The sequence below is a fragment of the Mesorhizobium sp. WSM4837 genome, from assembly GCF_055811435.1.
Genome location: NZ_JBVVQE010000040.1, coordinates 35974 through 60124, shown reverse-complemented (window position 1 = coordinate 60124; position 24151 = coordinate 35974). Strand labels below are relative to the sequence as shown.

26 protein-coding genes and 1 pseudogene are annotated in these 24151 nt (G+C 63.0%); 7 read left to right on the top strand and 20 right to left on the bottom strand.

The window, feature by feature from the left end; all coding sequences use genetic code 11:
* The first annotated feature begins 78 nt into the window (after positions 1 to 78).
* Entirely contained in the window at positions 79 to 384 is a 306-nt protein-coding gene (locus AC0L3D_RS22395; protein ID WP_473645845.1) for a DUF488 domain-containing protein, read from the top strand.
* 32 nt (positions 385 to 416) lie between these two features.
* On the opposite strand, the gene AC0L3D_RS22390 is transcribed toward AC0L3D_RS22395, so the two are convergent.
* The 5 genes from AC0L3D_RS22390 to AC0L3D_RS22370 all read right to left on the bottom strand — a co-directional run bounded on the left by AC0L3D_RS22390 (position 417) and on the right by AC0L3D_RS22370 (position 5637).
* Positions 417 to 1484 carry an ABC transporter ATP-binding protein gene (locus AC0L3D_RS22390; RefSeq protein WP_287061542.1) on the bottom strand — a complete coding sequence of 356 codons (1068 nt, stop codon included), beginning with the start codon at positions 1482 to 1484 and terminating at the stop codon, positions 417 to 419.
* Between the two features lie 31 nt (positions 1485 to 1515).
* The gene (locus AC0L3D_RS22385) at positions 1516 to 2241 is read right to left on the bottom strand and encodes an SDR family oxidoreductase (protein ID WP_287061543.1); all 726 of its coding nucleotides are present in this window, start codon (positions 2239 to 2241) and stop codon (positions 1516 to 1518) included.
* A gap of 69 nt (positions 2242 to 2310) precedes the next feature.
* A complete protein-coding gene (locus tag AC0L3D_RS22380; protein WP_287049622.1) occupies positions 2311 to 3816 on the bottom strand; it encodes an ABC transporter substrate-binding protein in 1506 nt (501 codons plus the stop codon).
* Positions 3817 to 3875: 59 nt separating this feature from the next.
* Positions 3876 to 4748, bottom strand: coding sequence for a carbohydrate ABC transporter permease (locus tag AC0L3D_RS22375; RefSeq protein WP_023799420.1), 873 nt, complete (start codon positions 4746 to 4748; stop codon positions 3876 to 3878).
* Position 4749: 1 nt separating this feature from the next.
* Positions 4750 to 5637 carry a carbohydrate ABC transporter permease gene (locus AC0L3D_RS22370; RefSeq protein ID WP_473645841.1) on the bottom strand — a complete coding sequence of 296 codons (888 nt, stop codon included), beginning with the start codon at positions 5635 to 5637 and terminating at the stop codon, positions 4750 to 4752.
* A gap of 155 nt (positions 5638 to 5792) precedes the next feature.
* Here AC0L3D_RS22370 and AC0L3D_RS22365 point away from each other — a divergent pair, with 155 nt between their 5' ends.
* On the top strand, positions 5793 to 6713 hold the full coding sequence (locus tag AC0L3D_RS22365) for a sugar-binding transcriptional regulator (protein WP_023799422.1): 921 nt from the start codon (positions 5793 to 5795) through the stop codon (positions 6711 to 6713).
* A 151-nt stretch (positions 6714 to 6864) separates the two neighbouring features.
* Here the strand turns inward: AC0L3D_RS22365 and AC0L3D_RS22360 are convergent, their stop codons facing one another.
* Positions 6865 to 7674, bottom strand: coding sequence for an HAD-IIB family hydrolase (locus tag AC0L3D_RS22360; protein WP_128245667.1), 810 nt, complete (start codon positions 7672 to 7674; stop codon positions 6865 to 6867).
* A 4-nt stretch (positions 7675 to 7678) separates the two neighbouring features.
* Entirely contained in the window at positions 7679 to 9007 is a 1329-nt protein-coding gene (locus AC0L3D_RS22355) for a sn-glycerol-1-phosphate dehydrogenase (RefSeq protein ID WP_473645839.1), read from the bottom strand.
* A gap of 140 nt (positions 9008 to 9147) precedes the next feature.
* Here AC0L3D_RS22355 and AC0L3D_RS22350 point away from each other — a divergent pair, with 140 nt between their 5' ends.
* Positions 9148 to 10131 carry a sugar-binding transcriptional regulator gene (locus AC0L3D_RS22350; protein ID WP_287172033.1) on the top strand — a complete coding sequence of 328 codons (984 nt, stop codon included), beginning with the start codon at positions 9148 to 9150 and terminating at the stop codon, positions 10129 to 10131.
* 54 nt (positions 10132 to 10185) lie between these two features.
* A complete protein-coding gene (locus AC0L3D_RS22345) occupies positions 10186 to 11688 on the top strand; it encodes a xylulokinase (RefSeq protein ID WP_473645837.1) in 1503 nt (500 codons plus the stop codon).
* A gap of 15 nt (positions 11689 to 11703) precedes the next feature.
* Here AC0L3D_RS22345 and AC0L3D_RS22340 read toward each other — a convergent pair whose 3' ends face one another.
* From AC0L3D_RS22340 to AC0L3D_RS22330, 3 genes are all read right to left on the bottom strand, one after another.
* Complete coding sequence (locus tag AC0L3D_RS22340; RefSeq protein WP_031255011.1) at positions 11704 to 12060, bottom strand: ArsC family reductase; 357 nt, start codon at positions 12058 to 12060, stop codon at positions 11704 to 11706.
* Positions 12061 to 12362: 302 nt separating this feature from the next.
* Entirely contained in the window at positions 12363 to 12530 is a 168-nt protein-coding gene (locus AC0L3D_RS22335; protein ID WP_473626363.1) for a SnoaL-like domain-containing protein, read from the bottom strand.
* Positions 12463 to 12720 (bottom strand): SnoaL-like domain-containing protein, encoded by a 258-nt coding sequence (locus AC0L3D_RS22330; RefSeq protein ID WP_473626362.1) that lies wholly within the window; start codon positions 12718 to 12720, stop codon positions 12463 to 12465. Before AC0L3D_RS22330 ends, AC0L3D_RS22335 begins: the two co-directional genes overlap by 68 nt.
* A 200-nt stretch (positions 12721 to 12920) precedes the next feature.
* On the opposite strand from AC0L3D_RS22330, the gene AC0L3D_RS22325 reads away from it, so the two are divergent.
* Both AC0L3D_RS22325 and AC0L3D_RS22320 read left to right on the top strand, forming a co-directional pair.
* Entirely contained in the window at positions 12921 to 13151 is a 231-nt protein-coding gene (locus tag AC0L3D_RS22325) for a hypothetical protein (protein WP_473626360.1), read from the top strand.
* A pseudogene (locus AC0L3D_RS22320) lies at positions 13052 to 13435 on the top strand (type II toxin-antitoxin system VapC family toxin); the annotation flags it as partial. The gene AC0L3D_RS22325 and the pseudogene AC0L3D_RS22320, both read left to right, overlap by 100 nt.
* A gap of 21 nt (positions 13436 to 13456) precedes the next feature.
* Here AC0L3D_RS22320 and AC0L3D_RS22315 read toward each other — a convergent pair.
* The 7 genes from AC0L3D_RS22315 to AC0L3D_RS22285 are packed head-to-tail and all read right to left on the bottom strand — an operon-like array spanning position 13457 to position 20071.
* On the bottom strand, positions 13457 to 14440 hold the full coding sequence (locus AC0L3D_RS22315) for a 2-dehydropantoate 2-reductase (RefSeq protein WP_473645835.1): 984 nt from the start codon (positions 14438 to 14440) through the stop codon (positions 13457 to 13459).
* Positions 14440 to 15975, bottom strand: a complete 1536-nt coding sequence (locus AC0L3D_RS22310) for an acyl--CoA ligase (protein ID WP_473645833.1) — start codon at positions 15973 to 15975, stop codon at positions 14440 to 14442. Before AC0L3D_RS22310 ends, AC0L3D_RS22315 begins: the two co-directional genes overlap by 1 nt.
* Positions 15968 to 16666, bottom strand: coding sequence for a fumarylacetoacetate hydrolase family protein (locus tag AC0L3D_RS22305; RefSeq protein WP_473626614.1), 699 nt, complete (start codon positions 16664 to 16666; stop codon positions 15968 to 15970). Before AC0L3D_RS22305 ends, AC0L3D_RS22310 begins: the two co-directional genes overlap by 8 nt.
* 2 nt (positions 16667 to 16668) lie before the next feature.
* Complete coding sequence (locus tag AC0L3D_RS22300) at positions 16669 to 17424, bottom strand: ABC transporter permease (protein WP_473645832.1); 756 nt, start codon at positions 17422 to 17424, stop codon at positions 16669 to 16671.
* Positions 17425 to 17430: 6 nt separating this feature from the next.
* The gene (locus AC0L3D_RS22295; protein ID WP_128171989.1) at positions 17431 to 18234 is read right to left on the bottom strand and encodes an ABC transporter ATP-binding protein; all 804 of its coding nucleotides are present in this window, start codon (positions 18232 to 18234) and stop codon (positions 17431 to 17433) included.
* 1 nt (position 18235) lies between these two features.
* A complete protein-coding gene (locus AC0L3D_RS22290) occupies positions 18236 to 19063 on the bottom strand; it encodes an ABC transporter permease (protein WP_023799435.1) in 828 nt (275 codons plus the stop codon).
* A gap of 12 nt (positions 19064 to 19075) precedes the next feature.
* Entirely contained in the window at positions 19076 to 20071 is a 996-nt protein-coding gene (locus AC0L3D_RS22285) for an ABC transporter substrate-binding protein (RefSeq protein ID WP_473645830.1), read from the bottom strand.
* 177 nt (positions 20072 to 20248) lie between these two features.
* Between AC0L3D_RS22285 and AC0L3D_RS22280 the strand changes: the two genes are divergently transcribed.
* Positions 20249 to 20941, top strand: coding sequence for a FadR/GntR family transcriptional regulator (locus AC0L3D_RS22280; protein ID WP_023799437.1), 693 nt, complete (start codon positions 20249 to 20251; stop codon positions 20939 to 20941).
* A 57-nt stretch (positions 20942 to 20998) separates the two neighbouring features.
* Here AC0L3D_RS22280 and AC0L3D_RS22275 read toward each other — a convergent pair whose 3' ends face one another.
* The 3 genes from AC0L3D_RS22275 to AC0L3D_RS22265 are packed head-to-tail and all read right to left on the bottom strand — an operon-like array spanning position 20999 to position 24143.
* Entirely contained in the window at positions 20999 to 22426 is a 1428-nt protein-coding gene (locus AC0L3D_RS22275) for an aldehyde dehydrogenase family protein (protein WP_287341486.1), read from the bottom strand.
* A gap of 33 nt (positions 22427 to 22459) precedes the next feature.
* A complete protein-coding gene (locus AC0L3D_RS22270; RefSeq protein ID WP_473645828.1) occupies positions 22460 to 23545 on the bottom strand; it encodes an ABC transporter ATP-binding protein in 1086 nt (361 codons plus the stop codon).
* A complete protein-coding gene (locus AC0L3D_RS22265) occupies positions 23535 to 24143 on the bottom strand; it encodes a cupin domain-containing protein (protein ID WP_023799440.1) in 609 nt (202 codons plus the stop codon). Before AC0L3D_RS22265 ends, AC0L3D_RS22270 begins: the two co-directional genes overlap by 11 nt.
* Positions 24144 to 24151 lie beyond the last annotated feature (8 nt).

Here is a 24151-nt window from a genome sequence, read left to right as displayed (position 1 = left end):
GGGGGGGGGCGGGTCGGGGGCCGCCGCCCCCCCCCCCCCCGCCGGGCCCCCCCCACCCCCCCCCCCCCCCCGGGGGGGTTGGGGCGGGGGGGGAAAATCTCGCGCATTGGGCGGGGGGGGGCCCCCACCCACCCCCCCGCGCTGACGCTATGGCTGAAGATCATCGCGCCAAGCGATGAATTGCGCAAATGGTTCGGCCACGAGCCGACGCGCTGGATGGAATTCCAGCAGCGCTATCGCGGCGAGCTCGACCGGAACAGCGAGGCGGTCGGCCAGTTGCGTGCCCTGCTCGACAACGGCCGGGTGACGTTGCTCTACGGCGCCCAGGACGAGTTGCACAACAACGCGGTGGCTTTGGCTGATTATCTCAGCCTGAAGGGCTGAGGCAGCGCTCTGCCGACGCCGTCATCGCTAGCTCAGGCGACACGCAGTTCCGTGGCCGCATCGAAGAGGTGCACCTTGCCCGGCAGCACCGAAAGATTGATCGCGGCGCCGGCGCTGCGGCGCTCGTCACGCGGCACCACGGCGACGGCATCGTATCCCGCCACGCGCAAATGAATCTGGACATCGGCGCCGGTCGTTTCGGACAGCACGACCTCGCCCTTGATCTCACCCGTATCCGAAATGCCGAGATCGTGTGGCCGCACGCCCATGATGACCTTTTGGCCTGGTGTTGCCTTGATCTGCGGCGACAGGCCGATCGACACGCCTTCGGCGACGAAGCGAGGACTGCCGCCTGCGGTCTCGACAGCGCCGGCGATGAAGTTCATCGACGGCGAGCCGATGAAATCAGCGACATATTTCGAGTTCGGGCGCTCGTAGACCTCGTCGGGCGTGCCGATCTGCATGATCCTGCCGGCGTGCATCAGCACGATCTTGTCGGCCATCGTCATCGCCTCGATCTGGTCGTGGGTGACGTAGATCGTGGTTGTGCCAAGACGATTGTGGAGTTGACGGATTTCCACGCGCATATGCGTGCGCAGCTTGGCGTCGAGATTGGAGAGCGGCTCGTCGAAAAGGAAGACGGCGGCATTGCGCACCATGGCGCGGCCCATGGCGACGCGCTGGCGCTGGCCACCCGACAGTTCCTTGGGATAGCGCCCGAGGTAGGGCGTAAGATTCAGGATTTCCGCCGCCCACTCGACCTTCTTCCTGATCTCCGCCTTTGGCACTTTCGCCACTTCGAGGCTGAAGCCGATATTGTCGAACACCTTCATTGTCGGATAGAGCGCGTAGTTCTGGAACACCATCGCGATGTCGCGATCGCGCGGGTGAACGTCATTGACCCGCCTGTCGCCGATCAAGAGGTCGCCGTTGGTAACGCGCTCTAGCCCGGCCGTCATGCGCAGGAGCGTGGTCTTGCCGCAGCCCGACGGGCCAAGAAGCACGACGAATTCGCGGTCGGCAATGCCGAAGGAGATGTCCTTCATCACCTCGACATGGCCGAAGTTCTTGGCGATGTTCTTGTATTCTACGGTGGCCATTCTCTGTCTCCAGACGCCCGGGTCAGGGTCGTCAGTATTTCTGCCTGGTCGGCGTGATGACAATTTCCTGCACGAGAGCGTCCTGCGGCATCTGGTAGGTGTGCAGCATGAGGTCAGCGACGTGCTCCGGCCCGATGCCGCCGCCGATCTTGAGCTTGTTGGCCTTGTAGTTGGCGAGTGTCTGCGGATCGAGGACACCGCTCAGAACCTCGGTTTCGATCACCCCGGGCGAAAGCACGACGACGCGGACGTCATAGTCGGAAAGATAGTCGCGCAGCGATTCCGACACGGCGTGAACGAAGAATTTCGTCCCGCAGTAGACCGTATGATCCGGATAGACTTTTCGGCCGGCGATCGAACTCATCATGAACAGCGTTCCATGACGGCGCTCCATCATGCCCGACATCACGGCGTGGACCGAATTCAGCACGCCTTTGGTGTTGATGTCGATCATCTCGTCCCATTCCTCGGGCGGCTGGCGGCCTATGTCGGCAAGCCGCGCAATGCCGGCATTGGCAAACAGCATGTCGACCGGTCCGTATTCGGCTTCCGCCTCCTTCACGGCAGCCGCGATCGCGGCGCGGTCGCGGACATCGACCTGCCGAGCCATGCTGTCGGGCAGGTTCAGCGCCTCCATGCGCTCCAGACGGCGGGCCATCATCAAAACAGGGTGGCCGGCGCGGGAAAACGCCTTGGCGACCGCCTCGCCGATACCAGAACTGGCTCCTGTCACTGCTACGAGCTGTTTTCCAGCCATGGCTTTCCTCAATCGAAATTGTCGATACCCCGGGCTGGCGGCCTTCGGGCAGCCAGCCCGGGGGAAGACTCAGCCCTTGGCGACGAGATCGTCGACCTGGGTTTTCAGGGCGTCGAGCGACTCCTTGGCCGAGCCCGACTGGCCGGCGAAGTATTTGCCCAGCGCAACCGGGATCATGTCGCTCGAGAGTTCTGCCCATGCCGGCAGGTCGGGCTCGGATCCCATGTAGTTGGCGATGGTGTCGCGCACGACCGGCAAGTGGCGGGTCGTGCCGGCGCCGACACGCGCATTGGCCAGCACTCGCGGATCGTCATAGACGCTGGTGCGCGTTGGCCCGGTACCGCCGCCCAGAACGGTAATCAGCGCCTGGGTGTCGGCAGAGGTCGCCCACTGCATGAAAATCCAGGCGGCGTCCGGGCTCTTCGAGTATTTCGATACCGCGAGCGAAGAGCCGCCCTGGTGACCAACGCCCGGAATTTCGCCGAACCCGGTCTGCTCGACAGTGCGTAGCGTCGCGGCAGGTTTCGGCGGAACCATCGCTTCCATCAGGCCCGAGACCTTGGAGGCCTTGGGATCGTCGAAGAACGGGAAGAACTCGCCCCAGGACAGCATCGAGGCGGCGACGCCCTGGCCGACCGACTGGCCCTCGCCATCCCAGGTCCAGCCGTCGACGCCGGGCGGCATCGTCGCCTTGAGCTTGTCCCAGTAGGCCATGGCGGCCAAGCCGGCGTCGTCATTGCCGGTGAACTTGCCGTCGGGGCCGAAAATCGAACCGCCATGGCCCCAAAGCCACGCCGTCCAATCGCATTCGAGGCTGTAATGGCCCGATTTCATCTGGCCGCTGGTGCCGTACATGTTGGGGCCCTTGGCGTCGGTGATCGCCGCAGACGCCTTCAGCAAATCGTCCAGCGTCGCCGGAGGCGGCAGCTTGAGCTCGTCCCAGACGTCCTTGCGGTACTGCATGATGAAGATCGGGATGTCGTAGGGCACGCCGACCATGCGGTCCTCGTACATGGCGATACCGTCGACGAGCGGCTTCAGGAAGTCGTCGATGTTGTAGTTCGGCATTGCCAGGTCGGCGTTCTTGAGCTGCTCGCGCGGATCGAAGACGTCCTGGCTGAAGCTCGCCGCCCAGCTCTGGTCGATATAGTAGAGGTCGTAAGTGCCGAGGCTCGAAGCCACGTCAAGGGTCAGCTTCTGCAGCACCTGCTCGAGCGGCAGCACTTCGATCTCGACCTTGATGCCGGTAGCCTCCTCGAAATACTGCTTGAGCTGCGTGGCGATGGCATTCGACGGCGGCGTCGATTCGGTGGCGAGACGAAGCGTCGTTCCGGCAAAGGGCTTGCCGACATCCGAGAGCCATTTGGTGATTTCGGCGCTGGGCTTCAGTTCCTGTTCCTGAGCCGATGCCTGGCTGATGCCGTAGAACGGACGTCGTCCCAAGCCCATGCCGAGCGCGCCGGCGCCGAGGCCGAGAATGCCTGCTGCGCGAAGAAACGAGCGGCGGTCCATCTGTCCGCGAACGAAGCGGTCGGTGACAGAGGCAAGATGCGTCTTTCTGATGCTGTCTTTCATTGTCTACTCCTCCGGGTTAATTCGCGATTTTCTCAAGGCTGCGAATTCGAGCCTCCCATCTATTGTTTCAACGATCCCATCGTGAGACCGCGCACGAGGTGCTTCTGAACCAACAGAATGAAGATGAAAGCGGGAATGATGGATGCGGCGCCAAGCGCGGCCATGTTGCCCCAGGCGGTGCCGATCGAGGTGACGAAGGTCGACGAGACGACAGGCACGGTCTTGAGCGACGTGGTGGTCAGGGTCAGCGCAAACAGGAATTCGGTCCAGCTGAAGATGAAGCAGAGCACCGCCGTGGCGGCGATGCCGCCCTTGGCCATCGGCAGCACGATCCTGCGAAAAATCATGAAGCGGCTGGCGCCATCGACAATGGCGCTCTCGTCGATCTCGGAGGGAATGTCGTCGAAGAAGCTCTTCATCAGAAGGACGGCGAGCGGCAGGTTCATCAGCGCGTGGATCAGCACCATGCCGGTATAGGTGTCGATGAGACCGAAATTCTTGTAGATGAAGAACATCGGCACCGCGACCGCGACGGGCGGCATCATGCGCGTCGACAACACCCAGCCGACGAAACTGTGCCGGCCGCGGAAGTTCATGCGCGACAGGGCATAGGCGGCAAGCGTGGCGATGGCGACAGCGAGCACGGTCGACAGCGTCGCGATCACAATCGAATCCCAGACGCGGGGCGCCATGTAGAAATTGCCGCCGCCCGGCGTCACGGTGATGCCGCCGCTGCCCAGCGAAATCCCGAACACCTTCTGGAAATTGTCGAAGGTCGGCGTGAAGGCGAACAGTTTCGGCGGCCGGTTGAAGATGTCGTTGCCGTGTTTGAACGCCACTGACGTCCAGTAGTAGATCGGAAAGAAGAAGATCGCGACCACAACCCAGGCGGCGATGGTGCGAAGCATGCGGGTCGAGAAGGAGCCGTTCATTCTACCACCTCACCTTGGCGATACGGATGAAGAGGTTGGCAATGACGAGGATGATCACCAGGGTGACGAGGCTGAGCGTGGCTCCATAGCCCCATTTTACGAAGCTGAACGTCTGCTGCCATGCATAGAGGGACAGCGAGTAGGTCGACGCTCCCGGCCCGCCGGAGGTCATGACGAAGACGTAGTCGAAAACCCGGAACAGATCGATGCCGCGGACCAGCACGGCGATGGCGATCACCTTCGACATCATCGGCAAGGTGATGCGCCGGAAAATCTGGAACGACGACGCGCCGTCGATCATCGCGGCCTCGTAAGGCTCCGGCGGCAGCGCCCTGAGACCGGCGAGGAAGATGAGCACCATGAACGGCGTCCACTGCCAGATTTCCGCGACGAGAACGCCGGCAAGCGCGGTCGACGCGGTGGCGAGGATGGGGTTGTTCGAATTGAGCAGTCCGATCGACTGCAGGAGATAGCTGATCACGCCGAACTGCGGATCCTCCATCAGCAGATACATCATGCCGACAATGGCTGGCGGGATGACGAGCGTCATCGTCAGTACGCCGCGCAGGAATCCGAAACCGAAGCCGTCGCTGTCGAGGAGCAGCGCGATCGCCATGCCGAGCACCAGCTCGAAGATCAGCGCGATGGCGAAATAGGTGAAGGTGATGACGAGCGACTGCCAGAACCGCGCGTCGTTCCACAGCTGCACCCAGTTTTCCGTTCCGACGAATTCGAGCGCCCGCCGGCGCGGGACGAACTCATGGAAGCTCAGCCAGATGTTGTAGACGAGAGGATACACGGTGAAGACAAGCAGGATCGCCACCAGCGGCAGCAGCCAAGGCAGCGGGTGATCCGAAATGACGAAACGTCTGGCTTGGGCAACCCGCACGCGTTCCTCCCGAATCGCTTCGTTTTGCGATGCACAAATGTTCATATCTTGTGCATTTGTTCAAATGCTATATCGTCGCCCTGTCTGTGGCAAGCACTTGTTGGCCGGCTACAGCGGCATTCGGATGGGTGCGCCACAAGCATCGGAGGACCCTCATGACGTCGATCGGTCTGCTGGCACGGGTTGCCCATCAGTATTTCGTGCTGGGCGAAACGCAGCAGGCCATCGCCGAGCGGCTGCAGATCAACCGCACCAAGATCCACAGGCTGCTGGCGGAGGCGAAGGAGCGCGGCATCGTCTCGATCCGCATCAATGCCGGGACGTCCCAGGCGCTCGAAATGGAAGAACAGCTCAGGCGGAAGTACCGGCTCGACATATGCAGCGTCACACCTGATGACACCGGGTCGGAACTCGGGCTCTCCGAAGTGATCGGCATCTATGCCGCGCAGACCGTCGAGACGCTGCTCAGGGACGACATGACGGTCGCCATGGCGTGGGGCCGAACCATGCGATGGCTCGCTTCCAACATCGAGCCGGTGGCGCTCAGAAACGTTACCGTCGTGCCGCTTCTCGGCTCGCTGTCGCGCCGGTCGTCGATCGACAAATACGACGCCGCCGCCGTCTTTGCCCAGCGCACCCAGGCCGAATCCTATTATCTCCCCGGACCCATCATCTGCGACAGCCGTGAAAGCCGTGAGACGATCCTGCAGCAACCGAGCGCGCGCGAGGTTATCCAGAAGGCGCTGAACGCCGACCTTGCGCTGATGAGCGTCGGCGGCACAACCAGTTCGACGCTGCGGAGCGTCGGTTACATGACCGACGAGGAATTCGACGATATCCTGAGACTGAAGCCGATCGGGAACTTTCTCGGCTATTTCTTCGACCGGGACGCCGAACTCATCGACCATCCCGTCAACGAGCGCATTGTCGGGGTCTATCCTCGCGACACGCTGAACATTCCCAAGCGCATCCTCGTTTCCGGCGGAAAGAACAAGGTCGGCATCATGACCAAGCTCCTGGAAAAGGGATTCTTCACCGGCCTCATCACCGACCAGGGGACGGGCAGTTCGCTGTGACCGGCCGGGGTTGCGGCGGCAGCCGAAGCTGCCGTGCGATGTTGCCTGGCGCATCGCGCCCGCTTGCCTAAGCCGTCCCTGGTTCGGTTCCATCGCCTGCAGAACATCCTTTTTTGCGTCTTTTGCAGTCCGCATTTTTCGCGCCCGCCGATCAGCCCAATCCCGACCTCCGGTTCGCCAGGATCATATCGGCAATCTCGACGAAGCCGCGGCCACCCCGCGACCTGGCGACGAAAGCGGGTTCGGCGTCGATCTGTCCCTGGAAATCCACCACATTCGCGACCCCGAACGCGTTCGGAAAGAACCCGAACATCGGGGCGTCGTTCGGGCTGTCTCCAACGAAAGCATAGGCCTGCCTTTCAGCATCGAGATCGGTTCCCAGCCTCTCGCTTGCAAAGCGGCGCGTCATCGCCAGCTTGTCGTATCGGCCAAACCAGCCGTTCACATGGATCGACGAAATCTTGGCGACAGCGCCGGCCTCCTCGAAAATCTGCTTGATGCGCCTGGCATCGGACAGCGGCAGCGCCGGAACATCCTCGCAAAAGTCGATGGCCAGGTCGGCTTCGCGATATTGCTGGTCGGCGGATACTGCCGAACCCGGCACCTCCTGGACAATGCGCTTTTCCAGTTCGGTGAGCCTGCGCCTGTTTTCCCGGCGTTCGTCAGCGCTTGCCGCGAAAACCCGGATCATCTTTCGCGTTGCCTGATCATAAGCGAAGTAAAAAGCGCCATTTTCGCCTACCACGCCGGTGACCGGCCAGAACCGGGCAATCATGTCGCACCAGCCTGCCGGTCTCCCGGTAATGGGAGCAACGACAAGGCCCGCCTCGTGCAAGCGTTCGAGCGCACGGTAGGCGTCGGCCGGAAGACGACCCTCAGTGGTCAAGGTGTCGTCGATATCGCAGAAGACGCCGCGAATGCGCGATGCAGTTTCGGGTCCGAATTCGGCGAGGTCGCGCATCCGGTCAGGCTTCCCCACGCGCAAAATCCTCCAGCATTCCTGCATCCGCAGCAATGTCGAGGAACGAGAAGCGATTGCGCATCTCCCGGCAATGAACGACGGCTTCGCGATAGAAATCGGCCGGCGTGCCCAATTCGCCCGCTGAAATCGGCCCGCCGGTCGATTTCAGCAGGAACTGCATCTCGTCGACAGGCACCATGAATTGCTTGAGCTCCTGCCTGAGTGTCGGCCAGAGCTCCTGCAACCGCACGTTGAATGCCGCGGCGGCAGTCTCGTCGAAGGCCTTCTTCTTCAGTTCGTCGAGACATTGTGCGGCGACAGCCGGGCCCATGCGACGGATCATGTCGTCAGGATCGATCTTCGTCGCCTTCACCAACGGCGGCTTGTCGCTTGCAAGCATTGCCTGCTGCAATCGCGCCATGGTGAGCGAAGCGACGCCGACCTGGGTGCCGTGCAGCGTGCCGGGGTGACGCTCGCCGGCGAAACAGTCGATGTAGTGCGATATTTGATGCTCGCCCATGGAACCGTGATTGGAGACGCCGGTGAAGGAAATTCCGAGACCGCAGAGCGTCAGCACGCGATAGAGGTAGCCATTGGCCTCGATGTCGTGTTCGGCAAGCTTTGCCGCACGCTGGTTGAGCGCCGCCTCATCCTTTTCCTGGATGAGAAACGGGACCTGATGGTAGGCCGTGCCAAGCAGGCGGTGCGACATCCACCAGTCGATCTGGGCGACCGAGCGGCAAAGGCAGTCACCGAACCCCGCTGCCGACAGATAGGTCGGGGCGGCAGCGGAGACGCCAAGATCGACGAAAAAGCCTGATGGGGCGTGGGAAGGCAGCGATACCTTCAGGCCGCTTTCAAGTGTGATGGACGCAGTCGTCGATGTGTAGCCGTTCATCGAACCGGCCGTCCCGAACACGCAATAGCGCCGTCCATTCCTTCCGGTGACGAACTTGCAGAGATCGTTGATCGTCCCAGAACCGACCGCGACCACGGCGTCTGCATCGGCGAGTTTGACGGCCAGGCTTTCGACATTGGCCATGTCGGCATGTGGGTGATCCAGGATCACCACATCGACAGGGCCGAGCGTCTTCAGTTCGCGCGCAACGCGCTCGCCAAGCGCATCATAGGTGGCGCCATCCGCCACGACCGTGAACCGCTCGCCCAGATCGAGCTCCGAAACGAGATCGGCCGCCCGCCCTTCGAGGCTTTCTTCAATGACAATCCGGTCATACGGGACCACCGCCTTTTTCCCGGTCTCCGGGTTGGTCCAGCGCCCGTCCAAAATGTCGTCGATTAATGTCGTCCAGTATCCGGCTGCCGGATTCGTCATGGCGTCCTCATTCTGGGGCAACCCTCTAATCGAGGCGGAGGAGCGTTGCGTCATTGAACAATAGTCATCTATCTCTGTCTTTTGTCAAGCATTCGCCCGCGACGCTTGACTTCGTTCTGCAAACCTGCGGAAAAAGGGACATGAATGCCAACGCCGACATCGACATGGTCCGACCATCTGGGCTCTCGGCACTGCCGCCCGAATTCGACAGCGCGGTGGCGTGGGCTGCCTGGCTCTACTATGTCGACCAGCTCAACCAGAGCGATGTGGCCAAGGTCATGAACGTCTCCAGGGCGAGCGTGGTGCACTATCTGCAGGAGGCACGCGAAAGCGGACTTGTCGCCGTGCAGGTCGATCACGACGCTTTTGCCCGCACCTTGACCTCGCGGCGTCTCATGGAAAAATACGGGCTTCGCGGCGCCGCGGTTATCCCCGACCTTGATCCAAACGATGCCGACCGCCGCATCGGCGAAGCGGCAGGACGGCTGCTGGCGTCGATGGTCGATCCGGGCGACACGATCGGCGTTGCCTGGGGAAAAACGGTGCTCGCTGCCGCCCGCTCGATCCCACGACTACGGCATGATCGGAACCTCACCGTCGTCCAGCTCTCGGGAAGCTCGATCGGCACCAGCGATTTCTCGCCGGAATTCTGCACCTCGCTGATGGCCAACCGGCTCGGCGCCCGCTGCATAAACCTGCTTGCCCCGGCGATCGTCTCCACCGACGAACTGCACGACCAACTCATGCAGGAGCCGATGCTCGTCAACCAGTTCCGCATGATCCATGCCGCCGGCAAAGTCATCTTCGGGATCGGCGATATCGGGCCGGAGAGCACCTATGCCCGAGCCGGGATATCGGATGCCGCCGCACTTGCCGGCATGATCGAGCAGGGCGCGCTCGGCGTCATCATCGGGCGGTTCATCGACGCCCAAGGAGCCCCTTTCGCAACACCGCTCGACGGACGCACCGTCGGCATCACGCTCGATGAATTGAAAGCGGTGCCGGTCCGCATCTGCGCCGCCGGTGGCGCCCGCAAGATGGCGGCGATCAGGGCCGGGCTCGGCGGCGGATATGCGACACATTTTGTCACCGACATGGCCACCGCGAACAGTCTCTTGGAATAACCGGCACTTGGACCAACCAGCACCGGTGGAACTCATCGTCTCGGGAGGACAATCATGGGCAGCAGCGACGGACCTCTTGTCGTCGGCCTCGACAGTTCCACGCAATCCTGCAAGGCGATTGCCTGGAGCGGGGACGGACGAGCCGTGGCGGAAGGCCGGGCGCCGCTCGAACTGATGAAGCCGAGGCCGGACTATGTCGAGCAGGAGGTCACCGACTGGTGGCGGGCCGCAACAGCGGCGCTGCGACAGCTTGTCGACGCGGTCGACGCGACACGCATCGCCGGGATCGCGATCTCCAACCAGCGCGAGACCGTTGCCCTCATCGACGGCGCCGGCGCGCCGATCGGACCCGCCAGCCTGTGGCTCGATGAACGCGCCGCCGGGCTGGTCGACCGTTTCGCGGCGGAGATCGGCCGTGAGCGACTGCACCAGATCACCGGTAAGCCGATCGACGTGACGCCGGTCGTCTATCGCCTGAAATGGCTGCGCGAGAACGAGCCGGAACGGTTGGACCAGGCGAACAAAATCCTCGACGTGCATGGCTATCTGACGCTGAGACTGACGGGAACGCCAAGCGCGAGCTGGACCAGCGCCGATCCGTTCGGTCTCTTCGACATCTCGCGCAAGGCATGGTCGCAGCCGATCCTCGATCATCTCGGCATCAAACCGTCGCAACTTCCCAATGCGGTGCGGTCCGGCACGCGAGTCGGGACTGTTCATGCCGCAGCCGCCGCCGCAACCGGCCTTTCGGAAGGAACCCCGGTGATTGCCGCCGGCGGCGATGGGCAATGCGCCGGGCTCGGCGTCAATGCCATGCGCGACGGCGTCGTCTATCTCAATCTCGGAACCGCGATCATCGCGGGAATCTGGTCGCCAGAACCGGTGGTCGGCGCCTTCTGGCGCACCATGACCTCGCCAACCGGCGATGGCTATTTCCTCGAGGCCGTGCAGCGGGCGGGTGTCTATTTCGTCAACTGGTTCGTCGACATGTTTGCCGCCGGGCGCTCCGATCCGGCGATCTTCGACCGCCTCGAAAGGGAAGCGGCGGCCGTGCCGATCGGCGCGGACGGACTTCTCGCCGGCACCACCCTGGTCGGCTGCATGGACCCGCACTGGGATCCGAGCGCACGCGCCAGCTTCATCGGCATGCACCCCTCGCACACGCTCGGTCATTTTTATCGTGCAGGGCTCGAGGCAATGACGCTGCAAACCGCCCGGGCTCTCGAAGAGATGCGCAGCCATGGTCTTTCGCCGGCGCAAATGGTGGCGATCGGCGGCGGCGCCAACAGCAGGCTTTGGACAAAGATGATTGCGGACGCGACCGGGATCGCGATCCATAAGGGTCACAATGCCGAAGCCTCCTCGCTCGGCGCAGCGATCAGCGCGGCGGTCGGCATCGGATGGTTCGAAAGTTTTGCTGAGGCTGCGGATGCGATGACGAGCATTGCCGAGACAATCGAGCCCGACCCCAGCTGCCGCGCAGCGTGGGACGCGCTCTCGGCCAGGCAGGCCAAGGTCTTTTCCGCGACCCAATTCGCCTGGCGAACTGGAGCGTGAAAAGCGTCCGTCCGGCTACTTCAACCCACCTACCGCCTGCTGATAGACATCAGGCTTGAAGCCGACGAGGATACGATCGCCGAGATCGAGGACCGGCCGCTTGATCATCGTCGGTTTGGCCAGCATCAGCGCCTTGGCCTTCCTCTCGTCGAGGCTCAGCCTGTCCGTGTCCGACAGTTCGCGAAACGTCGTGCTCGACTTGTTGAGCAGGGTTTCCCAGCCGACCTTGCTGGACCAGCCGTCGAGCCTATCCGCCTCCAGCCCCTCGACCCTGTAGTCGTGAAAACGATAGGCGACATCGTGGCTTTCCAGCCAGATGCGCGCCTTTTTGATCGTGTCGCAATTGGTGATGCCGTACATGGTGATCGTCAATATTTTGGCCCTCGGGCTGGTCGCTCATCGAATCAGCCGCACCCTAAACCACCGTTCAAGCATTGCCAGCCCCGCAGGCATGTGACGCGAGGAGACGACATGACCGTGGCAACAAACCTGCACTCCACCAGCCAGCAGTCGATCGACCGTGTCTTCCGGGCGCTTGCCAATCCAACGCGGCCGCCGAGCTGTCGAGCGACTGAACAGAAGCCCCGCCTCGGTCAGCGAGCCAGCTCAGCCGTTCGATATGGCCTGCCCTCCTTGGTCGAGCATCTCAGGGTTCTGGAAATCCGGTTTCAGCCTCAATAATAGAAGCGCTCTTCGGCAATTTTGCCGTTCTTGACCGTGTACAGACCAACCTCATCCATGCTGACACGCTCGCCTGTAGCCTTGGGCGTTATGTCAAACTTGAAGCGCACTGCGAACTGGTCGCCGTTGACATATGGGCCGGCCCTCGACCGAGCCGTCATGAACTTCGTTGTTCTCCTCCCACCACTGGCCCTTCTGCTTCACGGCCTCCTTGCCATTGCAGACCGCCATCGGCCCTTCCATTGCTTCGTAGCTGACGATGTCGTCGGCATTGTACTTTTCAGCCGCAACATCGTTCTGACCTTGCTTGAGCAGATCTGTGAAATCCTTGGCAATTTCCGCGGTCGTCATATGATCCTCCTGTTCAGGCTAATTCCAAGTAGAGCGCTTGCTGGCCTGCAATTGTCGCCCGCTTTTTGATGCGACGAAGGCGTGAAACAAAACAGGAACCAACTGGAGCGTCAAGTGGAGATCGGGTCGGCCGGGTAAGGCCGGTGCTCGTATGTAATGCGCTTTTGCATTACGTTTGCTGCCAATCAGGAGATTCTGCCATGACGACACTGACCGTAACGGCACGGGGGCAGGTCACTTTTCGGAAAGAAGTGCTTCAACAGCTCGGCATCAAGCCAGGAGATAAAATCGAACTGGATTTGCTGCCGTATGGCCGCGCAGAGCTAAAGGGCTGGATACGAATGTTCCGCTCCGCGCCTATGTGGCTGACGACGCCAAGCAGGCGAGTGCCGCTGTCGAGTTGCTGGCAAGTGCTGAAATCGTGGCTGTAAGCTTACAGTCCCTTTGTGAATTCACTTGGGTCTTGGCGCGCCAAAACAAGACTGCCTGTGAAGACATTTCCGCCGCGATCCGTGCCCTGCTGAACACGGAAAATGTCGTGGTCAATCGACCCGCAGTTGAAGCTGGCCTATCGGTCCCTGATGCTGGCGGTGATTCTGCTGATGGTGTGATTGCCTATGATGGTAGCTGGCTAGGCGGGGAAGTCTTCGTTTCCTTTGACAAAAAGGCTGTGAAGCTTCTTTCTTCACAAGGGCGTTCCGCCCACCTCCTCACGCGAGCGCCTGATAAAAATGTCTCATACCAGATAGCAGCCGCGCTCGATGGCGAGGCGGCGCACCAGCGCCAGCACGCTGTCGATGGTCGGCGTCGGCTGGCCGGTCAGCCGGCCGAGTTCCTGGACCGCCGTCACCAGCGCGTCGATCTCCATCGGCCGGCCACGCTCCAGATCCTGCAGCATCGAGGTCTTGTGCTCGCCAACGTCGCCGGCACCCTTGATGCGGCGGTCGACCGAGATCGGGAAACGAACGCCGAGGCTTTCGCCGATCGCCTGCGCCTCCAGCATCATGGTGCGGGCAAGCGCGCGGGTGGCCTCGTCGGCAGCGATTGCCGCAAGCGTGCTGCCGGTCAGCGCGGAAATCGGGTTGAAGGAGAGATTGCCCCACAGCTTCACCCAGATCTCGCTGCGGATGTCGTCGCGAACCGGCGTCTGCAGCCCCGCCGCAACCATCTCCTCGGCAAGCCGCGTGACACGCTCGCTCTTCTCGCCCGAGGGCTCGCCGAGCGAGAACCGCTTTCCCTCGATATGGCGAACCAGGCCGGGCGCATCCACCTCGGCCGCGGGATAGACGGCCGAGCCGATGACGCGATCCGGCCCAAGCCGGTCCCAGATCACCCCGCCGGGATCCACCGCTTGCAACCGCGTGCCTTCGAGCGGCCCGCCGATCCTGTGGAAATACCACCACGGCACGCCATTCTGCATGGTGACGACGGCCGTTCCCTCGCCCAGCAGCGGCGCGATCTGGTCGAGCGCTGGTGCGACCGAATGGGCCTTGAGCGCCAGCACGACATAGTCCTGGACGCCTAGCTCCTGCGCCTGCGCGGCGGCCCTGACCGAGGCGACGGCTTCATGACCGTCTTCGATCAGGCGAAGACCGGCCGTCCTGATCGCGTCGAGATGCGCGCCGCGCGCCACGATCGACAGATCGACGCGGCCGGCCACGGCAAGCTTGGCCGCGAGATAGCCGCCGATCGCGCCAGCGCCAAAAATGCTGATCCGCATTATCCCAGCCCAGGTTTGGCAAGACCGAGTTTGGTCGCGAGGCCGATGCGCTGCAGCTTTCCGGTCGCGCCCTTCGGGATTTCGTCCAGGATCAGGACAATGCGCGGCACCTTGAAGTCGGCAAGCCGTGTCGCGGCAAAGCTGCGGATGTCGCCTTCTGTGGCGGCCATGCCCTCGCGCAGCACGATCGCAGCCGCGACCTCCTCGCCGAGCTTGTCGTGCGGCGTGGCGAAGGTGACGACCTGCGCCACCGCCGGATGGTCCATCAGCACGTCGTCGACCTCTAGCGGTGAGATCTTCTCGCCGCCGCGGTTGATGATCTCCTTGAGCCGGCCGGTGACGCGCAGATAAAAGTCGTCGTCGAGCACGCCCTGGTCGCCGGTATGAAACCAGCCATGCGCGAAGGCGGTGGCATTGGCGTCAGGATTGTTCTCGTAGCCCGCGGTGACATTAGGCCCGCGAATGACGATCTCGCCGGTGTCACCGGGCTGCAGCAATTGCCCGTCCGGCGCCATCACCGCCACCTCCGGTCCGGCCGCGGCCCCGACGCTGCCCGGCTTGCGCAGGCCCGGCGGCAGCCGGTTCGAAGCCATCTGGTGCGCGGCCTCGGTCATGCCGTAGGATTCGATCACCGGGCAGCCGAAGGTCGCCTCAAGCTCGGCCATCACTTGCGGCGGCAGCGATGCCGAGGACGAGCGGATGAAGCGTAAGGGCGCCACCGCCAATGCCTCGGCATTGCGCGTTGCGCGCGGCAGTATCGCCTGATGCATGGTCGGCACGGCCGTGTACCAGCTCGGCCGCGCCTCGCCCAGCCAATGGAAGAAGCGCAGCGCGTTGAAACCCGGCGTGCAGAAGACGCTGCCGCCGGCGGCGAGCGAGGACAGCACCGCCGCGATCAGCCCATGAATGTGGAACAGCGGCATGATGTTGAGGCAGCGATCACCGGCCGTCAGGCCGAGCGTCGCGCCGATATGGGCGGCCGAGGCGGCGAGATTGGCGTGGCTGAGCGGCACCAGCTTGGGTCGTGACGTGGTGCCGGACGTGTGCAGCAACAGCGCGATGTCGCCGTCCGCAGCCAGGCCGGGCGAAACAGACGGACCAACCGGTTTGCCCTTGATCTCAAAACTGCCGGCTGGTGCGTCACGCAGTGCCGTGAGCCTGAGCACCGCTATGCCGAGGCGCTCGGCCACGGTCACCGCCGGGCCGTTTTCGTCTTCGGCGACGAGGATTGCCTTGGCGCCGATGTCGGTCAGATAGAAATCGAGCTCGTCGGCCCGGTAGGCCGGATTGAGCGGCGCCGTCGACGCCGCCGCCGCCACTGCGACAAAGGCCGTCGCCATCTCCGGCCCGTTCGGCAGCACGATGGCCACCCGGTCGCCACGGCCGAGGCCCAGTGCATGCAATTGCGCTGCCGTCTCGGAGATCAGGCGGCGCAGTCCGCCATGCGTGAGCGTGATCCTGTCGGGTGCCGAAATCGCCGGCGCATCGTCGGCTCCGGCGGCAAGCCGCTCAATGATCGAGGCCGCTTCAGACAACGCGAACCTCTAGGTCGCCGACGCCATCGATATGACCGCGAAGAACGTCACCGCGAACGACCGCGCCGACGCCCGCCGGCGTGCCGGAAAGAATGATGTCCCCCGGCTTCAGCGTGAACAGACCTGAGAGATAGCTGATCATTTCCGGAACCTTCCAAATCATCTGGTTGAGGTCGCCGGTCTGCTTTCGCTGACCATTGACGTCCAGCCAGATCGCGCCCTGGCTGGGATGGCCGGTCGAGCTTGCCGGAACCAATGGCGTGCATGGCGCCGATGCCTCGAAGGCCTTGCCGACCTCCCATGGACGGCCCATGTCCTTCGCCTTCCCTTGCAGGTCGCGCCGCGTCATATCGAGACCTACGCCATAACCGAACACGCAGTCCAGAGCCTTTTCGACCGGGATGTCGGTACCGCCGCTCTTCAGCGCCACGACCATTTCGATCTCGTGATGAACATCGTTAGAGGCCGGAGGGTACGGAAATTCTCCTGTCGTATCGAGGTTGTCGGGGTTCTTCTGGAAGAAGAATGGCGGCTCCTTGTTGGGGTCGTGTCCCATCTCGACGGCATGCGCGGCATAGTTCCGCCCGACGCAATAGACCCGGTGCACCGGAAACAACTTGTCGGTTCCCGCCACCGGGATGCTCGGGATTGCGGTCGGTTCGATGACGTAGCTTGAAGTCGTGCCGTGCATGTTCACTGTCTTGCTCCTGCGTAGTATTCGACTTTGGCTTCGGCCCGTTCGATCAGTTCGGCGATCAGCAGGGCGAAGGCAAAAAGGATGATGGTCAAGGCCCAGAATTCGGCCATGCGGAAATTTCGCGAGAAGGTTTCGAACAGCGCACCGTAGCCGACGATGGCGACGAGCAACTGGCCGATGACGACGCCCTTGACGCCGCGGATGAGGCCGAGGCGAATGCCGGCAAGGATTTCCGGAAGGGCTGCCCACAGGATGATCTTGCTATAGAGCGCCGGGCGCGAGGCGCCGTAGGAACGCGCCATCTCGATCAGCGACGGCGAGATATGACGGACCCCGGCGCGGGTGTCGAGAACGAGGATCCAGATCGCAAACAGGAACACCGCCGCAACGATCGTCTTCTCGCCGAAGCCGAACAGGATCATCAGCACCGGGACGATCGCCGAGAGCGGTGCGCTTGAAAAGATGTTGACCCACATGCCGAGCAGGTCGTCGGCGATCTTGACGCGTCCCATCAGGATACCCAATGGCACGCCGACAACGATCGACAGGGCCATGCCCGTCGCGAAGGCGCGAAGGGTCGTGACTGTCGCGCTCTGCCAGGACGGCGTCTGCACCAGGCTGACCGCTGCAACCAGCACGTCGCTAAACGGCGGCAGCAGAAAGACAAGGTCGAGCCGGCCGACGATTTCCCATACGACGCACCAGACCAGCAGGGACGCCATCATTGGCACACGGTAGCCAAACAAGGTCACGGCCGCTCACTCCACATACTGCTTCAGCCCCTGCCAGATCTCCTCGACAGTATCGAGATAGTGCCTGTCGCGATGGATGCGCTCGGGGTCGCCGGAGCGATCGATTTCCGGTTCGATGATCTGCGAAACCCGGCCGGGTCTCGGCGACAGCAAGACGATGCGGTCGGAGATGTAGACCGCTTCCTCGATCGAGTGCGTCACGAAGATGAAGGTCTTGTTCTGGTTGGTGCGCAGCCGGATCAGGTCTTCCTGGAACTTCCGCCGGTTCTGCTCGTCGACCGCCGAAAACGGTTCATCGAGCAGCAGAACGTCGGCATCGACCGACAACGCCCGCGCCAGGCCAACACGCTGGCGCATGCCGCCCGACAACTGATGCGGATATTTGTCCTCGAAGCCGGCGAGCCCCACCTCGGCGATGTAGCGGCGGGCGATCGCCTCGCGCTCGGCCTTGTTGGTGCCGCGCAACTCCAGTCCGAAGGCGACGTTGCGCATCACGGTCGCCCACGGCATCAGCGCAAAATCCTGGAACACGAAGGCGCGTTCGGGGCCGGGTGCGGTGACGTGCTTGCCGTTGATCGCGACGGTGCCGCCATCGGCTCGTATCAGCCCCGCTATGATCTTCAGCAGCGTCGTCTTTCCGCAGCCGCTGGGTCCGAGAAGGCTGGTCAGCTTGCCCCTGGGAAAGTCGAGGTCGATGCCGCGCAGCGCCTCGACATTGCCGTAGGTCTTGGAAATCCCTCTCACTTCCACGACTGAATCGATCGGTGCGGGAACCGGCGACGGTCCATTTCGCAATGCGGTCGCGCCCATCTTAAGCACCTCTGCTCTCGGGCCTGAAAACGCGGACTTCCACCCACTGCAGAAAGACGAGCGTCAGGGTGGAAAGCGCAATGATCGAGGCGATTGTTGCGTACATCTCGGCGTAGTCTGCGCGCGAGCGGTGAAAGGTGATGAGGTCGCCGATGCCGGTCGGGGTAATCAGCAGTTCGGCGAGCACCACGCCGACGAAGCCGGCTGCGACTCCAAGGCGCAAGCCGGCAAAAATCACCGGGCTTGCGTCCGGAAGGATGATCTTGGCGACGGTCTGCCAGCGGGTGCCGAGGAACGATCGGCACATGACGAGCAGCGACTCGTTGACGTTGCGCACGGCCTTGTAGGTATTGAGCACGATGACCGGCAGCGCCAGGATCATGACGGCGAGCGTCTTGGCGGTCATGCCTATTCCGTAGACAAAGGTGACCATCGGAATGAAGGCGGCGACCGGTGCTGCCTGAAGCACGATGAACACGGGGATCACCAGCCATTCGCCGGTGCGCCACAGGCCACAGATCGTGCCGAGGCCGACACCCAGGAACGCCGACAGGACAACGCCAAGCACCAGCGGCTGCAGCGTCGAAAGATAGGCGGTTGCCAGGCTGCCGTCGGCGAGCAGTCCGAAGAACGCGACGACCGTATCGGAAAAAGTCGGGAAGGCGAAGCTGACGGGAATACGCCCGGCCACCTCCCAAATTCCTGCGAACAGGGCGATCGACACCAGCCTGAGCAGGACCGGCTGGTCCCACGATGCGCCCGTTGCGCTGCGATTGGAAAGAGGAGCGAGGCCGGCAGCCTCGCCGTCGGTTCTGATGCTTACGGCCATCCGGCAGGCCGCCTATTTCTTGCCGAGCTTGGCGACGGCGCGGTCGATTGCGGAGACATCCCAGAAGTCCTCGACCTTGAGGCTGGCGGGATCGCCTTCGATCTGGCCGGCAAGGCTGAAGAAGGCAAAGTCGTCCTTGGCCGCATCGGCTCCGCCGCCGTTCAGCGCAAGACTGCCGGCTTCCGCGGTTTCCTTGTAGTATTCGGTGATTTCGCTGTCGGCTTCAGCGCCGAGATCCGGCAGCAGTTTATATTTGTTGCGAAGCTCGACGGCGACCGCGGGCTTCGCGGTGATCTCGCGCGCGGTCTTCATCAGTTCCTCGACCAGGATGTCGACGTCGGCGGCGTTGTTCTTCAGATAGTCCGCGGTCGCGAAAAGCGCTTCGTCAGAGGCGCCGAGATCCTCGACCGGCAGAACGATGAACTTGCCGGGGGCTTTGGCCTCGAGCGCACGCCGGTTGGCGGCATCGACGATCGACGCCTTGATGGTCCCTTGGAGCAGCGCATTGCGGCGAACCTCGGAACCCGGGACATAGCTGATGTTGCCGAGCTTGATGCCGTGGTTTTTCGCCATCAGCAGCATGACCGCCTCGGTGCCGGAGCCGCGCGCCTGGACGGCGACCTCCTGCCCGTCGAGATCCTTCCATTCCTTGTAGAATTCGCTGTTGACGACGGGAAAGAAGCGCAGCGTCGATATCTGCGCGAAAATGCGGATCGGCACGCCCACCTTCTGGATCAAGGTATAGGGCGCGCCGATGCCGACATCGGCCTGGCCGCCGACAATGGCTTGGGCAGCCAGATCCTCGTCATTGAGAACAATGAGCTCGACATTCACGCCGCGTTCCTTGGCGCGCTCTATCGCGGCGAGCGTCTGGATGGATTCGATGCCCGGAAGGTCGCCGAATGCGATGCGCATGTCGCCCGCATTTGCGGCCGACAAGGGCGCTGCACATGCCAGGACCGCGGCGAAAGCGGTGGCAAGGATGGTACGTCTGGACACGCCGGCCATTGTCATTCCTCCCGTTTTTTGTAACCATTTCCTTGATTGGTTAAGACTATGGGACGGATTGGTCAAGGAGAAACTGCACCGTATCGAACGGGTGTGTCCAGAAAACTCGGCAGTTGACGGTTTGAGCTAATCGTTTTAACACCGACAAGGGAAATCATATGCGGATTGGTTAAATTGATGGACGATCCCGGTAATGGCGGCCACGCCGCCCTGGTTCAGCTGCAGGCCTATCTTGCCCAGATGGATCATGCCGGTGAGACGCGGCTGCCTGCCGAGCGGGAACTGTCGGAGAGCCTCGGCGTATCGCGCGGCGATCTGCGCAAGGCGCTGGCGGTGCTCGAGAAGGACGGCCGCATCTGGCGTCACGTCGGCAGGGGCACCTTCGTCGGCAGCGGGCCGGTCGAGGAGACGATCGGCATTTCGGAAATCGCCGGGCGCACCAATCCGGCCGACGTGATGCGCGCGCGCCTCATCCTTGAGCCCGAAATTGCGCGCGAAGCGGCGCTGCACGCCACGCTTTCGGATATCGCCGCGATGCGGCAATCGCTGGTGCAGACGCGGGAGGCCGTCACGTGGCGGCAATATGAGAATGTCGACAATCTGCTCCACCGGCAGATTGCGCAGGCGAGCCGCAACAATGTGCTGCTCGGCCTGTTCGACGTGCTGAACGCCGTGCGCCGCACCGTGGTCTGGGGACGTCTCCGTTCAGAAGGCGCCCGCCCTCCGGCAGACCATCACAGCTTCGCCGACCATGAACGGATCGTCGAGGCGATCGCCGAGCGTGACCTCGGCGGCGCGGCGGCAGCGATGCGCCTGCATCTCCAGCAGGTCGAGCGGCGCCTGATCCCTGTCCGCGAAGCCGCCGAATAGCTCAGATGACCCGCTACAGCGACCTTCTTGGATGCGCGGCGCTGTTCGGGTTAAGCCCTACGCGCCGTAGCCGATGATGCCCTTGATCTCGAGGAAATCGTGGATCGCCCAATCGGCATATTCGCGGCCGTTGCCGGATTGCTTGTAGCCGCCGAACGGCGCGAAGGTGTCCCACTCCGGATAGTTGATCGAGACCTGCCCGGCGCGCAGCCGGCCGGCGACTTTTCGCGCGTGGTCGATATCCCCTGATTGCACGTAGGCGGCGAGGCCATAGACGGTGTCGTTGGCGATTTTCACCGCGTCATCGTCGTCATCATAGGAGATGACCGAAAGCACCGGCCCAAAAATTTCTTCCCGCTCGATGGTCATGCCCGGCGTGACGTGGCCGAAGACGGTCGGCCGCACGTAATAACCGCGATTAAGATGCTCCGGCCGGCCGGGACCGCCGGCGACCAGCGTTGCACCCTCGGCGATGCCGGCCTCGATCAGCCGCTGGATCTTGTCGAACTGGATGTTGCTGACCACCGGCCCGAGCCTGGTGTCTTCCGAGCGCGGATCGCCGACCTTGTGCGCCTCGGCCGCCTTCTTGGCGATCAGCAGCGCCTCATCGTGGCGGGCGGCCGGCACCAGCATGCGCGTCGGCGCATCGCAGGACTGGCCGCTGTTGCCGAAACAGGCATTGACGCCCTTGCGCACGGCCTTCTCGAAGTCGGCATCGGCAAGCACGATGTTGGGCGATTTGCCGCCGAGTTCCTGCGCCACGCGCTTGACCGTCTCGGCCGCCGTCTTGGCGACGATGATGCCGGCCCGGGTCGAGCCGGTGAAGGAAACCATGTCGACATCGGGATGTCCGGCCATGACCTGTCCGACATCCGGACCGGTGCCGTTGACCATGTTGTAGACCCCCTTCGGCGTGCCGGCCGCTTCCATCACTTCCGAAAAGACGATGCCGCTGATCGGCGCGATCTCGGAAGGCTTCAGCACGACCGTGCAGCCCGCGGCGATCGCCGGCGCCACCTTGCAGACGATCTGGTTGAGCGGCCAGTTCCATGGCGTGATCAGCGCGCAAACGCCGATCGGCTCCTTGACCACCATGGTGGTGCCGCGCTTCTCGCTGAATTCGTAATCCTCCAGCGCATGAATAGTGGCTTCCATATGTGCCCTGCCCGCCCAGGCCTGCGCCTGGCGCGCCCAGGTGATCGGCGCGCCCATCTCCTGGCTGACAGCCTGGGCGATATTCTCGTAGCGCTCGTTGTAGATTTCTAGGATGCGCTTCAGCAGCGTCAGGCGCTCGGCCTTGCTGGTCTGCGAAAAGGCCGGAAAGGCCGCCTTCGCCGCTGCCACGGCGCGGTCCACATCGGCCTTCGAGCCGACGGAGATTTTGGTGTAGGCCTCTTCGGTGGACGGATCGATCACATCCAGCGTCGCCGGCACCACGGGCGCGACCCATTTTCCGTCGATAAAGAAGTTCAGGTGATTGCTCATGGGTAGTGCCTCCGGTTTTCTGGAAGGATAGGGTCAGATGGGCAGCATAGGGCAGTTAGCGCCGCGGCGCAGGCTGATATGCGCCACGTCGCCGACGCTGAATTGAAAACCTTCCGCCCGGCGTGGCGCATCGATTACCACTGGTATCCCCTGCCCCAATTCGGCGTGCAGGCGCAAGGTGCGGCCGTGAAAGACGATGCTGCTCACCCGCACCGGCGCGGTGCCGGTCGCTGCTTCGGTCGCCGCCAAAAGATCCTCCGGACGCACTCCGATGGTTCGCACCGCGCCTTCTCCCGGCACTTCGCCGGCTTCCGACGTGGCTTCGAGCGGCAGGGCGCCGGCGGCGAAACGCAACCGATCGCCGTCACGGCCGACAAAGCGCGACTGCAGCAGGTTCATCGTGCCGATGAAACTGGCGACGAATTTGGTGGCGGGCCGGTCGTAGAGCGTGGCCGGCGGCGCAATCTGCTCGATGCGGCCCTTGTTCATGATGACGATACGGTCGGAGATCGACAGCGCCTCGGTCTGGTCGTGGGTGACCATGACGAAAGTGGTGCCGAGCCGCGACTGCAGCCGCTTCAATTCGACCTGCATCTGTTCGCGCAGATGCGCATCGAGCGCCGACAGCGGCTCGTCGAGCAGCAGCACACGTGGTTCGCAGACAATCGCACGGGCAAGCGCGACGCGCTGACGCTGGCCGCCAGACAATTCGGACACGCGGGCGCCGAGCTTCTCGGCAAGGCCAACCATGTCGAGCGCTTCGCCGACGCGCTTTGCCTGTTCTGCCCCGGAAAGCTTGCGCAGCGACAGGCCGAAGCCGACGTTTTCGGCGACGTCCATGTGCGGAAACAGCGCATAGTCCTGGAACACGGTGTTGACGGGACGGTCGAACGGCCGCAGCGAAGTAATGTCACGGCTGTCGAGCAGCACCCGTCCGCTCGACGGGCTTTCGAATCCTGCGATCACCCGCAGGCTAGTGGTCTTGCCGCAGCCAGATGGGCCGAGCAAGGTCAGGAACTCGCCGCGGGCAATATTGAGATCGACGGCGTCGAGTCCGACAATGCCGCCGGGGAAAATCTTCGACACCGCCTCCAGCCGGACGAGAGGATCAGGCGCCATCGCGAACCTCGGACGGCTTGGTCGTGTTGACCCAGAGGATCTGGCAGCGCTCGGCGCCCGGATTGCGGAAGGCATGCAGCAAGGTGCTCTTGAAGGCGAAGCTGTCGCCGGTCTTCAGCCCGTAGGTGGTTGAATCGATCACGAGTTCGACCTCGCCCGACAGGACGAAACCGAATTCGTGCCCGGGATGGGCGTAGGCTTCGACGGTGCCGCCACCGGCTTCTACCGTCACCAGCATGCCGGTGAGCGTAGCGGCCGGCGGCGACAGCAGCGCCTTGGCGATGCCTTCCGACTTCACCGGGATCTGGCGCCGACTGTTGGCGCGCACGCAATAGAGATCGCTGACGGCATCGTTGCCGTCAGCAATCAGCGCCGACGGCTCGATGTCGAGAGCGGCGGCGAGCGGCCAGATCACCTTGACGCGAAGCGAGGACAAGCCGCGCTCGATCTGGCTGAGCGCCCCGATCGAAACGCCGGCCTTGGCGGCGAGCTCGGCCAGCGAAAGACTGCGTTCCAGCCTAAGCGCCCGCACGCGCCGGCCGACCCGCACATCGGCGTCGTCTTTCGGCTTTTCAGCCGCTTGGTCCAGTATATCCATCTGTTTCC

Coding starts and splice junctions, on each gene's coding strand:
- AC0L3D_RS22390 (WP_287061542.1), bottom strand. CDS start 1,484: ATGGCCACCGTAGAATACAAGAACATCGCCAAGAACTTCGGCCATGTC.
- AC0L3D_RS22380 (WP_287049622.1), bottom strand. CDS start 3,816: ATGAAAGACAGCATCAGAAAGACGCATCTTGCCTCTGTCACCGACCGC.
- AC0L3D_RS22325 (WP_473626360.1), top strand. CDS start 12,921: ATGACGACACTGACCGTAACGGCACGGGGGCAGGTCACTTTTCGGAAA.
- AC0L3D_RS22275 (WP_287341486.1), bottom strand. CDS start 22,426: ATGAGCAATCACCTGAACTTCTTTATCGACGGAAAATGGGTCGCGCCC.
- AC0L3D_RS22305 (WP_473626614.1), bottom strand. CDS start 16,666: ATGCACGGCACGACTTCAAGCTACGTCATCGAACCGACCGCAATCCCG.
- AC0L3D_RS22345 (WP_473645837.1), top strand. CDS start 10,186: ATGGGCAGCAGCGACGGACCTCTTGTCGTCGGCCTCGACAGTTCCACG.
- AC0L3D_RS22350 (WP_287172033.1), top strand. CDS start 9,148: ATGAATGCCAACGCCGACATCGACATGGTCCGACCATCTGGGCTCTCG.
- AC0L3D_RS22280 (WP_023799437.1), top strand. CDS start 20,249: ATGGACGATCCCGGTAATGGCGGCCACGCCGCCCTGGTTCAGCTGCAG.
- AC0L3D_RS22295 (WP_128171989.1), bottom strand. CDS start 18,234: ATGGGCGCGACCGCATTGCGAAATGGACCGTCGCCGGTTCCCGCACCG.
- AC0L3D_RS22335 (WP_473626363.1), bottom strand. CDS start 12,530: ATGACGGCTCGGTCGAGGGCCGGCCCATATGTCAACGGCGACCAGTTC.
- AC0L3D_RS22315 (WP_473645835.1), bottom strand. CDS start 14,440: ATGCGGATCAGCATTTTTGGCGCTGGCGCGATCGGCGGCTATCTCGCG.
- AC0L3D_RS22285 (WP_473645830.1), bottom strand. CDS start 20,071: ATGGCCGGCGTGTCCAGACGTACCATCCTTGCCACCGCTTTCGCCGCG.
- AC0L3D_RS22355 (WP_473645839.1), bottom strand. CDS start 9,007: ATGACGAATCCGGCAGCCGGATACTGGACGACATTAATCGACGACATT.
- AC0L3D_RS22385 (WP_287061543.1), bottom strand. CDS start 2,241: ATGGCTGGAAAACAGCTCGTAGCAGTGACAGGAGCCAGTTCTGGTATC.
- AC0L3D_RS22270 (WP_473645828.1), bottom strand. CDS start 23,545: ATGGCGCCTGATCCTCTCGTCCGGCTGGAGGCGGTGTCGAAGATTTTC.
- AC0L3D_RS22360 (WP_128245667.1), bottom strand. CDS start 7,674: ATGCGCGACCTCGCCGAATTCGGACCCGAAACTGCATCGCGCATTCGC.
- AC0L3D_RS22290 (WP_023799435.1), bottom strand. CDS start 19,063: ATGGCCGTAAGCATCAGAACCGACGGCGAGGCTGCCGGCCTCGCTCCT.
- AC0L3D_RS22330 (WP_473626362.1), bottom strand. CDS start 12,720: ATGACGACCGCGGAAATTGCCAAGGATTTCACAGATCTGCTCAAGCAA.
- AC0L3D_RS22375 (WP_023799420.1), bottom strand. CDS start 4,748: ATGAACGGCTCCTTCTCGACCCGCATGCTTCGCACCATCGCCGCCTGG.
- AC0L3D_RS22365 (WP_023799422.1), top strand. CDS start 5,793: ATGACGTCGATCGGTCTGCTGGCACGGGTTGCCCATCAGTATTTCGTG.
- AC0L3D_RS22265 (WP_023799440.1), bottom strand. CDS start 24,143: ATGGATATACTGGACCAAGCGGCTGAAAAGCCGAAAGACGACGCCGAT.